The organism is Dyadobacter sp. HNCC25DJ184 (assembly GCF_056895215.1).
Window position 1 is genome coordinate 1 of record NZ_JBXHAQ010000006.1, and the last position, 12668, is coordinate 12668.

General features: G+C 42.9%; 10 protein-coding genes. 9 read left to right on the forward strand and 1 reads right to left on the reverse strand.

Translation table 11 applies throughout. From position 1 onward, the window contains the following. The first annotated feature begins 164 nt into the window (after positions 1-164). The 9 genes from AC1XUD_RS10610 (at position 165) to AC1XUD_RS10650 (ending at position 10285) form a co-directional block, all read left to right on the forward strand. Entirely contained in the window at positions 165-1343 is a 1179-nt protein-coding gene (locus AC1XUD_RS10610; RefSeq protein WP_483360967.1) for a cysteine desulfurase family protein, read from the forward strand. Between the two features lie 143 nt (positions 1344-1486). Next, positions 1487-2692, forward strand: a complete 1206-nt coding sequence (locus AC1XUD_RS10615) for an XdhC family protein (RefSeq protein WP_483360968.1) — start codon at positions 1487-1489, stop codon at positions 2690-2692. A gap of 2 nt (positions 2693-2694) precedes the next feature. Beyond that, a complete protein-coding gene (locus tag AC1XUD_RS10620; RefSeq protein ID WP_483360969.1) occupies positions 2695-3294 on the forward strand; it encodes a nucleotidyltransferase family protein in 600 nt (199 codons plus the stop codon). Between the two features lie 427 nt (positions 3295-3721). Further along, on the forward strand, positions 3722-4618 hold the full coding sequence (locus tag AC1XUD_RS10625) for a hypothetical protein (RefSeq protein ID WP_483360970.1): 897 nt from the start codon (positions 3722-3724) through the stop codon (positions 4616-4618). Positions 4619-4839: 221 nt separating this feature from the next. Then, positions 4840-5682 (forward strand): ABC transporter ATP-binding protein, encoded by an 843-nt coding sequence (locus tag AC1XUD_RS10630; RefSeq protein ID WP_483360971.1) that lies wholly within the window; start codon positions 4840-4842, stop codon positions 5680-5682. Positions 5683-5778: 96 nt separating this feature from the next. Continuing rightward, a complete protein-coding gene (locus tag AC1XUD_RS10635) occupies positions 5779-6564 on the forward strand; it encodes a hypothetical protein (RefSeq protein WP_483360972.1) in 786 nt (261 codons plus the stop codon). Between the two features lie 10 nt (positions 6565-6574). Next, on the forward strand, positions 6575-6952 hold the full coding sequence (locus AC1XUD_RS10640; RefSeq protein WP_483360973.1) for a GntR family transcriptional regulator: 378 nt from the start codon (positions 6575-6577) through the stop codon (positions 6950-6952). Positions 6953-6961: 9 nt separating this feature from the next. Then, entirely contained in the window at positions 6962-7654 is a 693-nt protein-coding gene (locus AC1XUD_RS10645; RefSeq protein WP_483360974.1) for a hypothetical protein, read from the forward strand. 162 nt (positions 7655-7816) lie between these two features. Then, positions 7817-10285, forward strand: a complete 2469-nt coding sequence (locus tag AC1XUD_RS10650; protein WP_483360975.1) for a bifunctional UDP-N-acetylmuramoyl-tripeptide:D-alanyl-D-alanine ligase/alanine racemase — start codon at positions 7817-7819, stop codon at positions 10283-10285. Between the two features lie 69 nt (positions 10286-10354). Here the strand turns inward: AC1XUD_RS10650 and ppk1 are convergent, their stop codons facing one another. After that, positions 10355-12661, reverse strand: a complete 2307-nt coding sequence (ppk1, locus tag AC1XUD_RS10655; RefSeq protein ID WP_483360976.1) for a polyphosphate kinase 1 — start codon at positions 12659-12661, stop codon at positions 10355-10357. Between the last annotated feature and the right edge of the window lie 7 nt (positions 12662-12668).

Sequence of the window (12668 nt, forward strand, 5' to 3'; positions counted from 1 at the left end):
GATAACAGCACCAGGAAAAATCTTATTCTCTACAACACTTTGAGACTTGGTGACTTTAAGGCAAAATCAGATATAGCCACGAATCAAGTAAACAATCTTGACGTAATTTGTGTTAAATTGGTTAAATTATTGATCTGAAAACACATCCATTCTCTCAAGAGCCGGTGCTTCATTCTCCGATATATCTCGACAACAACGCTACAACTCCCATGGACCCGAGGGTTTTGGAAGAGATGCTACCCTATTTTTTAGAAAAATTCGGAAATGCGGCGAGTCGTTCTCATGTGTATGGATGGGAAGCGCAGGAAGCTGTTGAATTAGCCAAAGGCCACATAATGCAACTTATCGGGGCTAATACTGGAGAAATCGTCTTCACATCAGGCGCGACCGAGGCGATCAATTTGGCACTAAAAGGAGTCGAAGCTGAAAAAGGAAAGCATATCATCACATGCCAAACCGAACATAAGGCTGTATTAGACACATGCGCTTTTCTGGAAAAAAATGGATATGAGATTACGCATCTACCTGTCAATCCGGATGGTACTCTTAGCATATCCGAACTGAAATCCGCGTTGCGTCCCGATACGGCGATGATTGCGGTTATGTATGCCAACAATGAAACCGGGGTTATTCAGCCCATTGCAGAAATTGGAAAACTGGCCAAAGCAAACGGATCGCTTTTCTTCTGCGATGCAACACAGGCAGCTGGTAAAATTCCGATCCAGGTTGAAGCTGATAATATAGATCTGCTTTGCATAAGTGGCCATAAGTTTTACGGACCAAAGGGTATCGGAGCGCTTTACGTTCGAAAAAAATCACCCGCAATAAAAATAACCGAACAGATCCACGGGGGAAAACATCAACGAGCTTTAAGAAGCGGAACCCTCAACATACCTGGTATCGTCGGTCTGGGGAAGGCTGCGGAACTTTGCTTTTTGGAAATGGAGCAAGAAGCGACTCGGCTGCAAAGGTTACGAGGTATTTTTGAAAAATCTTTGCTGGATCTGGAAAATGTCCATATCAATGGAAATCTGGAAAATCGCCTGCCCCATTGTGTCAATATGACTTTTGAAGATATTGACGGCGAAAAATTGATTCTACAGGCTAGTAATCAGCTGGCATTTTCCCAAAGTTCGGCTTGTACTTCCGCCACACTTGAGCCCAGTTATGTACTCAATGCGATGGGATTAGCGGACGGTGCGATTCATAATTCATTCCGGTTTAGTTTTGGCCGGTTTTCTACTGAACGCGATGCGATGGAAGCCGCCCGATGTGTAGCTAAATTGATAACCGAACACCGTCAGGAAAGAGGCATATACCAGACTAGTGTTTTGCAAATATGATTTTCGCCAAAAGCCGCGAAGGCCATTAACCTTAAAATCAGAACTAAAAGAGAAAGACGTAAATTGTTGAACCTTGTATCAAGTAAAAAAAGCTGCGAAACTCAGCGTATAACTCCAGCAACTCTGCGTTTAAAAAAGATATTATGAAGGAAATCAGACAGATCATTAAAGCATATGAAGCTGCGCTTTTGGTCGGTAAGCGAATGGCATTGGCAACGGTTGTCCATGTAGAAGGTTCGTCGTATCGTAGACCGGGGGCGCGTATGCTTGTGACTGACGATGGTCAATTAACGGGTGCAATCAGCGGCGGCTGCCTGGAGGGAGATGCTCTGAGGAAGGCACTCCTGGCTATTTCCCAGCAAAAAAATAAGTTGGTTACTTACGATACCACCGACGACGATACCAGTCTTGGCGTTCAGCTCGGATGTAACGGAATCGTTCATATTTTGTTTGAACCGATCCAAATCGAGCAGGAAAACAACCCGATCGCTTTACTAAAACAAATAGTTTCCCAACGAATTGACGCAGTATTAATCACTCTGTTTTCTCTCAATTCACCAACTGGCACACAGCTGGGAACAAGATATTTGTACCAAACCAATATTGAAAAAATTGCTGATCCGGAGAATTCAAAAGATTTTTTGGTTGAGTTCAGAGCGCTGAGCCAGGAAGCGATTGGCAAAAAAGATGCGTTTTTTAGGAAACTTACCAACTCTCATAATGGATATACTGCATTTGTCGAATTTTTACCTCCTGCCCCATCGGTTGTAATAGCCGGCGCAGGTAATGATACGATCCCGCTATGCGAAATGGCATCGGTGCTCGGCTGGGATGTGACAATCGTCGACGGTCGTACAGGATACGCTACCGCACAGCGTTTTCCTCACGCCAAACAATTGATACAGAGCAAAGCTGACCAGGTTTTGAATCAGCTGAAATGTGATGAGCGCACTTTTTTTCTGCTCATGACCCATAACTACAACTATGATCTGGCGCTTTTGGAAAGTTTGCTCCCTATGGATTCTTGTCCATATATTGGCGCATTGGGTCCAAAGAAGAAGCTCGAAAAAATGTATGATGAGTTAGCAAAGAAAGGTTTCTATATAACTGACGAACATAAGAAAAAGGTATTCGGACCAGTAGGACTCGATATTGGTGCGGAAACTTCTGAGGAAATTGCCTTATCGGTTTTGTCGGAGATTCAGGCAGTTCTTCAACACAAAAATGGCACTTCGCTCAGAGATAAAATGGAGCCGATCCACAGCCGTTCCGATCAGGGGGAAGAAATCGAATACTCCAAGTCAGTGGAAGAGAGTTTTATGTGCGGGATCCAATCCGGACAATTCTGAAAATGACAGAATTATCATCAACCGGCATTATCATACTCGCTGCGGGGAGCTCCTCCAGATTGGGAAAGCCGAAACAATTATTGAAGTACAAGGATAAAAGCCTGATCCAGCATACCTACACCGCTGCACATGAAGTGGTTGGTCAGCAGGTTGTGGTGGTTACCGGGTCTTATCATTCCGAAATTTCAGACGAATTACAACATTCGCCCGTTCATTTTGCCTATAACGCTGATTGGGAAACGGGAATGGGATCATCCATCAAAACAGGTTTGGGCAAATTGATTGACCTATATCCAACTGTAAATCAAGTCATTCTGTCAGTCAGCGACCAGCCTTTCGTCTCAGCCACTCTCTTTTCCCAGCTAATTAAAACCGCAGAATCCGATAACGCAGGTATTGTAGCAAGTGCATATGGTAATACATTAGGCACGCCTGTCCTTTTCAAAGAAAAATATTTCCCGGCAATTTTTAGCCTGAATGAAGCTCACGGAGCCAAAAAAATCCTGAAACAGTTTGAGACAGATATCATTTCCGTCCCTTTTCCTAAAGGCGAAATTGACATTGACACCGATCAGGACTATCGAAATCTACTTGATGATTAGAATTTCGCTGCTGACCTTTTCCTCATCTTCAAAAAAATTCACTGCCTCAAATCTGGCTTTTCTGCTATCTGGCATTAGAAAATGCTCTTCTAACACAATTTAAGAGAGAAAATCTTTCTCACCGGTGTTCCCATAAACATATCGAATATCGACTAACATATTGAGCATGATTTAGTTGTATATCCACCAAGGGTCTCCTGAAAAAGAAGCATCCACCAACAGCTAGTCAAATAAAATTTTCACATTCAAGCCAAGGACAGAAGTAAGATTGGTGAATTTTCATCAATCGGCGACGGTCATTCTATATCCCGTGGAAGCCGTGGCGTGTGATAAAGTCAACTCATCAAAATCTCATTTTTTTAAAAAAGTGCAACTGGGTCGCCGAAAACAGTTTCAAGAGTAGGCAAAATAAATAAATGATAAAGCCGTGGAAAATAAATTCAGAGCATCGGATGCTACCTTAAAAGAACTGGTAAATGCGCGCCGTGAAGAAGTAGTTCAATTGCAGAAAGCCGAAGCCAAACAGCTTTTAGACTTGGAAACCCGTGGTCAGGAACAATTGAAAAATCTAAAGGGTAAGCTCCCGAAAGATCTTCTGGCTACCCTGGATAGCTTCGACAAGGATCACTATGAAGCCGCAGAACTGGTAAAATCTGAAAACGAAAAACTTTCCAAGAAACTTGTCCTTTCCGAAGAACCAACTGAGAATGAGAGCTCCATATTTCCCGATGAAATCAGTGGGCAACTTTTAGCTGCAGGCTCGATCGGCACGATCGCTCCCTATTATGGCACTCTCCATGGTTCCAATGGCACCATCTATTGGCAGGGATATAATCCCGGCAATATAAATCTGTCTGATTCGGCTTCCGGTGCAGGAAGTGGACTGGCTGGTACTGGCGCCGGGTCATTTAAAATGTACATGGACTGGTGGTTTACTTATCGCCCAACTGAAAATCGGAATTATAGCCATAGAGTTTCGGTACCCTTTCATGGATTCTATATCCTTAAAGCAGATGATGGTATTTTTACATCAAAGGAGGCTAAATCACGGATTGATTTGACCACAATCGGCTTCCAGTATAACTATAAAGCAGCATCATCTACGAATGTCTTCGCCATGGGAAGTCAGAACATAAATGTGAATGATCGTTTTGACGGATGGAGAACAATGTATTATTCGTCGCTGTTTGGAGCCGATCGGGCTTATATCCGGGTAACAGCATCCTTTTACGTCTACGCACGTGGCGGAGGTTCAAATGCTCAGCTGAATTTCAGCTCCGGTGCCGCCAATTATGTAGGGGTTCCGATGATATATGTGGACTAGCTGATTATCAGTGATAATACATAAAAGTTCATAAAAAAAACCAGCAATATCGATTGGGTTATTGCTGGTTTTTTGCAACCTCAGCCACCAGGTTCAGGCACTTTCGGCAAGATGGTAATATCTCTTTTACAAAAATATTTCACCATTCATTTTGTTAATTCAATTTCAATCATATACATTTGAGGTGTACTATTACACTAGAACACTAAACCGTCTGAATTGTGATCCAACTGAGTCATGTAACCTTTGGGTATAGCAAGCATATCAAGCTGTTCGAAAATTTGAATATGACGCTCGAGCCAGGGCATATTTATGGTCTTTTGGGAAAAAACGGGGCTGGGAAGTCCAGTTTGCTGCGAAACATCGTCGGGCTACTTTTTCCATTAAATGGCAAAATTGATGTCAATGGATATACGCCCGCCAAACGCCAACCGGCTTTCCTGCAGGATGTGTTTTTTATGCCGGAAGAAATCTATTTGCCATCCGTGTCTATCCAACAATATCTTGATACCGTGGCGCCTTTTTATCCACGATTCGATGAAGTTCAATTTCGGAAGCATATTAAAGAGTTCGACATTCCGGAAGGTAACAAGCTGACGGGCATGTCATTCGGGCAAAAGAAAAAGGTGCTCATCGCTTTTGCACTTGCCACCAATACCCGGACGCTGATCATGGACGAGCCTACTAACGGTCTTGATATACCTTCCAAAAGTCAATTCAGGAAAATTGTTTCAACGGCACTCGATCCTGACAGGATGATCTTGATATCCACACACCAGGTGCGGGATCTGGACAATCTGATCGACAGCATTATTATTTTGGAAAACAGTGAGGTATTGATTCAGGATACGCTGGACAATGTTGCCGAGCGGTTGTATTTTGGGACCCTCCCCGAAGTGGATAATAACGCTCATGTACTATATGCCGAGCCATCTCTCCGTGGGTATAAGGCTGTGGCTGAGAACTATTTGCAGGAAGAAAGCAGAGTTGACCTGGAGCATCTGTTTCAGGCAGTGATGGAAAATCCGGCAAGGATCAGACAAATTTTTCATCAGAAGTCATGAAAATACTATGGCTGATTCTAGTGGTATTGGCATATATCCTGATGAGCAATCCACAACCGTTCATTAACCCCGTTCTCCCCTTTTAACTTCCATATTATGAACCAGATATTCAACTTTCATCGTTTCCGGCTCCTTTTACAGCTAGACCTCTCCGAAAATGGAAAGAGCTATCTATTGACTGGCGGATTATTGATAGGGATGCTTTTTATGTTTATGTTCCCTATTACTTTGTCGAAGCAATATAGCGAGATTCTTATTGTTCTCCATTTATTAGCCCTGGCTATGGTCGTGATTTTTGGCGGAAGTTCTTACACCATCTATGCATTCAACAAGTTTGCCACGACCGACACCGGAATTGCCGCACTAATGATTCCTGCCTCCAGGTTAGAGAAATATCTGAGTGCATTGCTTCTAAATCTGATGTTGACAGTCCCGCTACTACTTATATTTATTCAACTACACTATTGGACACTCGATGTCGCCAACAGCGGTTTAAGCCCTGAAATCTCGAAGTACAAGCCCATTCCAAGAGGCATACTCCAATATCTCATCTCGTTGCATTTGATTGTACAAGGAGCTATGTTTTTGGGATCTATCTATTTCAGTAAGTTGGCTTATATCAAGACAGCCGCATTGCTGATTGTCATAGCATTGGCTTCTGAAACAGTTAGTTGGCTATTTGGTTACTACGCTACTTCCAAGCCAACCAATATCGTAACCTTCCCTTTCATCAGCTGGAGGATCTGGTATAAAGAAACCGGCAAAAACTACTACGTGGACTATCCCGAAACAGTTCAGTACATGGTTTATTCTTTTCCAATATTATTGTTGCTCGCGCTTTGGTACATCTCTTACGTAAGACTTTGTGAGAAAGAAATTTAATTAACAACCGATGGAATTCAAAGACAAACAGTCTATATACCTCCAGATTGCCGATTATATCTGCGAGCAGATTTTGCTCGGAAAATGGCCTCCCGGCGAGCGAATACCATCCGTCCGCGATCTGGGTGGCATGTTGGAAGTGAACCCGAATACCGTCATGCGAACTTATGATTTCCTGCAAAGCAAGGATATCATATTCAACAAAAGAGGGATTGGGTATTCTGCTTCCGAAAATGCAAATGAACTGATTCTGGCATATAGAAAAGAGCGATTTCTGGAAAGTGAACTCCCGGAATTATTCCGCGCGCTATATCTGCTTAATATTAGTATGGAAGAAATTCAAGCGAGATATCAGGCATACGTAAATGAGGTATATCCTACAACCTAATTCGAAATCATGAAAACAAGTAATAAATTAATCCTTTTACTGTTCGCTCTCCTGTTTGTGTCAATCATTGGCTCAAGTTTTTCGCTAAAATCAAAGTTTGACAAAATCGACATGAATGATCCATATCTGGGATATTCGCGCGACACACTACCACCTTTCAGGTATGTTAAACTTACGGGGAATGCCTTCGGCACCGTTCAGCTACAACCAGGGAAGATTTTTGAAATGCGCATGATTGATATTCGTAATTACAATGATCACCCAAAAGTCAGTCATTTTATCAGCGGCGACACACTAATACTTTCGTTTACGAGAGATGGGCCTAGGGGCACTTTATGGGACGGGACTTTCAAGATAAATCCATCCGTCTATATATCAGCACCAGAAATTGCTGGACTAACCTCAAACCTTGTTCCATGTATTGTCAAAGGCTGGCAAAGTTCCGACTTTAACATTCAACAATCCGGCCAGGGCGTTTTATTGTCAAACAACCAATTTGAGAATTTGAATATCACGGGCCAGAATGGAGCATATATAAATATTAATAAGGGCAACAAATTTGGCAGTACCTTATTAACCTTGAAGGATTCAAGCACTTTCGTGTCCAAAAAGGATGTATTCAAATCATTTAGCCTTCAATCTGATGATGCGGCTCAGGTTGATATACCAGTGGGTTTGATGAAAAAGACAACTCAAAAATAACCCTCAGTCGCCGAGTTATAAATAAAACCCGCGCGTAACTCCGCGAAACAAATCGGTTTCAACTCCGCTTTTAAACACCCTATCTCAAATACCTGACGAGAATTCAAAAAAGCTACGAGCCAAAAGCTACCTTTGCACCGAAATCAATGATTCGGATTTGTTGTGATTAACAGTACACAGGAAGGTATACGTACCAGCGCCAAATATTTGCTGACAGACAGTCGCCAGCTTTCATTTCCAGACCAGAGTATCTTTTTTGCGATTAAAGGTGAAAGACACGATGGCCACCAGTTTTTACCCGAATTATACCATCACGGTGTTAGGGAGTTTGTAGTCGAGTCCGCCGGATTTAACGGCCTTGTTAAAGAAACTGCCGAAAAATGGGCAGATGCAACGATATGGCTGGTGCAATCGAGCATTCGTGCTTTACAGCAAACGGTAGCACTACACCGCCGCCAGTTTTCACTGGACGTAGTTGGTATAGCCGGAAGCAACGGAAAAACGATTGTAAAAGAATGGCTTAGTCAATTGATGACACCTGACGAAAATATCATTGCCAGCCCTAAGAGTTACAACTCTCAAATTGGAGTCCCTCTGTCTGTCTGGCAGCTATCCGCCGCGCACACTCTGGCGATATTCGAATCGGGTATTTCCAAATCGCATGAAATGGAGTATTTGCAGCCTGTTATGAATCCAACGATCGGTATTTTCACCAATATCGGATCCGCACATGACGATGGTTTTAAAAGTCGGAAGCAGAAAATCACTGAAAAACTTCGCCTTTTTACGAAGGCCAAAAAGCTTATATACCGGAAAGACTACACTGAAATCGATGAAGAGATCAGTGTTATTCTGAAACCTGTCAATAATTTTCTGAAAACCATCAGTTGGGGTAGTCCGCAATCAGCCGCCGATATCTCTGTCGTTTACGGTATTCAAAAAGATAAGACATTTATATCCCTTGCCGGAATTTACGGCGAGCATCGCTTTGAAACGCACTTCCGCGACGCAGCGTCGCTTGAAAACCTGACGCACTGTATTGTGTTTATGGTTGATCGCGGAATAACTGATATTACAATTCAGCAGCGTATTCAATTGCTCCGCCCGGTTTCGATGCGACTTGAATTAAAAGAGGGGATCAACAGATGCTATATTATAGACGACACCTATAATAATGATTTCCAAGGAGTTACCATGGCTCTTCACTTTCTGTCACAACAGGAGCAGCGAAACCATAGAACGGTTATTCTTTCTGATATTCTTCATTCCGGTCAACCACCTTACGAGTTTTACCAGTCAGTCGCAACATTATTAAAAGAGAAGCAAATAGACCGCCTCATCGGTATAGGACCTGAGCTTTTGAACCAGGCTTCATTATTTGATTTTGCCGACCAAGAATTTTTTCCAGACACGGACACATTTCTTAGAAATTTCGCATTTCCAAGTCTGGCTGACAGTTTAGTTCTAGTAAAAGGTGCGCGACCTTTTTCATTTGAAAAAATCGTACATCGCCTCCAACAGAAAGTTCACGGGACAGTTCTGGAAATCAATCTGGATGCGGTAACAAATAATCTAAATTACTATCGCAATAAAGCCGGAAGCCAAACCAAAATAATGGCTATGGTGAAGGCATTTGCATATGGAAGTGGCAGCACTGAAATAGCACAATTACTTCAATATCATAGAGTTGACTATCTGGGAGTTGCATATACTGACGAAGGCGTTATGCTCCGGCAAAGCGGAATTACGTTGCCGATTATGGTGATGAATTCCTCACCAGCAACCTTTGACCTACTATGGCAATATAACCTGGAGCCTGAGATATACAGTCAGCGCGTCATGACCGACTGGATCAATTATCTCAACAGAAGAAACGAACCGGTGCTTGCTCCTGCCATCCATTTGAAGTTGGATACTGGCATGCATCGTCTTGGTTTTGTTCCATCTGAATACCCATGGCTGAGAGATGTTTTAAGTAAAAATCCCGGTCTGAAAGTATCGTCCATTTTTAGCCATCTGGTGGGAGCCGATGAAGGCGTTCATAACGAATTTTCAAGATCTCAATATGATCGGTTCATTGAGGGGGTAGCGGAAGTCGAAGCGGCATTAGGTTATAAAGTGATCAGGCATATACTCAATTCAGCGGGGATCGTTCGATTCCCGGAATATCATCTGGATATGGTCAGACTGGGAATTGGACTTTACGGAGTGGAAGCTACCGGACAGGAACAGGCTGCGTTACAGTCAGTTGGTCGACTTAAAACCGTTATTTCCCAGATCAAATATCTGAAAGCGGGAGAAACTGTCGGGTATAGCCGAAAGGGAAAACTAGAAAACGACGCGGTAATAGCAACCTTGGCCATAGGATATGCCGACGGCTACGACCGAGGACTGGGAAATGGCGTGGGAAAGGTAGTAGTCAATGGAAAAAATTGCCCGACAATCGGCAATATTTGTATGGATATGACGATGGTGGATATCACCGGAGCGAACGCCTCCGAAGGAGACGAAGTAATTGTTTTCGGTCCGGAAATGCCTATTACGATTTTGGCATCAAGTACCGGCACCATACCTTATGAGATTTTAACCGGAATTGGCGAGCGAGTGAAGCGGGTGTTTTTTAAAGAATAAGTAATCCGTAAATACAAAAGCGGAATGAGGTTTTAACACATCTGATCCCGCTTTTGTTATTTACAAATACTATATCTCTTTCTTCCCGATTTCCTCGGCTTCTTCTACCACTGCTGTCTTCGTAGAGTCTTCAACGGTCTGCGGTTTTTGTTCAAACAGCTTAGTCGCCATTACCTGCTCAACCGTGACGTTATAGAATGCTTTGTGTATATTCAATTCCTCTTCTCCCTCTTTCGGTTCACATTTTACATAATCCCCATCCTCCTGCATCTCGTATGCGTTCACATTATCTTGCAAACTATAATACAAAATGTGGATAGCTTGCTGCCTGACACGAATGTCTACCAATTTGAATAAAGATTCAATTCGTTTGTCAAAGCTTCGCACCATAGCGTCCGCGCTACCTCCATATACCAAAGGCTCGCCGTTCTGATGGAAATAAAATAACCTTGAGTGTTCCAAAAAGTCTCCTACCAACGAACGGACCGTAATGTTCTCGCTCAACCCCGCCCTGCCAGGACGAAGACAACACATTCCTCTGACAATCAATTTAATAGGCACACCCGCCTGAGACGCACGATATAATTCCCATATGGTATCCCTGTCTTCAAGGGAGTTTATCTTGATACAAATCCCACTTGCCAGACCAACTTTTGCATTCTCCGCTTCCTGTTGAATCAACTCCAATAATCTGGTCCGCATATAGCGCGGCGCAGTAATCAGATTCTGATATTCGGAGGGAATAGAATGGCCGGTTATTACGTTGAAAAACTCCGAAATATCAGCTGTATATTCTTCATTTGTGGTCAGCAAACCGGTATCTGTGTACAACCGCGAAGTATCCTCGTTGTAATTTCCGCTGGACAAATGCGCATACCTTAATACTTTGGTGCCCTCGTTTCTGACAATAAGAAGCAGTTTGGTATGAGTTTTCAATAAACCGATTCCATATATGACGAAACATCCTGCTTTCTGCAGACGCTGCGCTTCCCTTATATTGTTTTCTTCGTCAAACCTGGCTTTCACTTCAAATAAAACAGCAACACTTTTACCGTTTTCAGCGGCCAATAATAAGGCGTCCGTAACCCGTGAGTTCTTTGCCAGACGATAGATTGTCAGTTTAATAGACAATACTTTTGGATCTTCAGCTGCTTTTTCCAATAGCTGAAGGACTGGTTCAAAGTTGTTATATGGGTGATGCAAAAGAATGTCTCTTTCGCGCATCACGTCAAATATATCCGTTGCTTTGTCACGTTCAATACCAAGCGGCGGAACAGGAGGATGAACTGGTGGAATCTGATCCTTAAACTCGGGATTTTTAATAATACTCCAAAGCGCAGTATAGTCGATAAGTCCCTGATTCACGAAAAAATTGTGGTCATCGATCTCCCACCGTTTCTTGATCAGATTCAGTAGTTCGGGATCAAACCCCGGCTCGATAGCAGCCTGCACAACCCTTCCCAAACGCCGGTTTTTGATTTTTTGCTTGATTTCATCAATGAAGTCCGACTCGATATCATCGCTTTCTTCCAACGAAAAATCGCCATTACGGATGATCCGGAAGAGATTAGTGGAAATGATATCCACATTACGATAAAGCTTGTAAATATTTTCTCTTACAACGGTCTCGATTGGCAGAAACAACATTCCTCCCTCCCGCTCGATCGAGTAAAATCGTGGGAGATTCAGCGGAAGCTGAACAAAAGAAAGCTTTCTGTCTTCCTCCGATTTGGAGCCCTTCACCTGAGTAACAACGCCCAATACCAAAACCTTGGCCAAAAGCACAGGAAAAGCATGGGTATAATCAAAGAGCATGGGCGTAAGCATCGGATATACCGTTCTTTCAAAATACTCCTCTACACCCTGCTTTTCGGACTGATCAAGCGCGTCAAAACCTACAATACCAAATCCGTGGGCTTCAAAATGCGGTAACAACTTATCAGTGAAACACTCATTCTGTCTTCTCACAAACTCCTGCGACTTACGCATCAGGAGCTTACGGAAAGGCACTTCTCTCAGCCCGGAATAGTCGGTACGTTCTTTTCCAAAATCGATATAGTTGTAAAGACTTCCTAATCTGATCGTAAAAAACTCATCCAGATTGGAAGAGGTGATGGCGAGAAACTTAAGTCGGTCGAAAAGATTTCTTTCTTCGTTTTCAGCTTGTTCGAGCACTCTCTCGTTAAACTTCAGCCAGCTCAGGTCACGGCTGATCATATCACTCTGTTGTACCAGCGTGTTAACTCTCTCGGCCGAACTCAAAAGTTTCGAATCTTCCATAACTGGCTCTTCCTTATTGTTTTTGAAAAAGGAAAACAAATTAGAGAATTTACCTCTTTTATCTCTATGATTAGTTGGATCCAAAGGGGTGGACATATATTAC

Excerpts from the sequence above, each read along its gene's own strand:
- AC1XUD_RS10645 (WP_483360974.1), top strand. The coding sequence starts at position 6,962 with ATGAAAACAAGTAATAAATTAATCCTTTTACTGTTCGCTCTCCTGTTT.
- ppk1 (WP_483360976.1), bottom strand. The coding sequence starts at position 12,661 with ATGTCCACCCCTTTGGATCCAACTAATCATAGAGATAAAAGAGGTAAA.
- AC1XUD_RS10620 (WP_483360969.1), top strand. The coding sequence starts at position 2,695 with ATGACAGAATTATCATCAACCGGCATTATCATACTCGCTGCGGGGAGC.
- AC1XUD_RS10635 (WP_483360972.1), top strand. The coding sequence starts at position 5,779 with ATGAACCAGATATTCAACTTTCATCGTTTCCGGCTCCTTTTACAGCTA.
- AC1XUD_RS10615 (WP_483360968.1), top strand. The coding sequence starts at position 1,487 with ATGAAGGAAATCAGACAGATCATTAAAGCATATGAAGCTGCGCTTTTG.
- AC1XUD_RS10640 (WP_483360973.1), top strand. The coding sequence starts at position 6,575 with ATGGAATTCAAAGACAAACAGTCTATATACCTCCAGATTGCCGATTAT.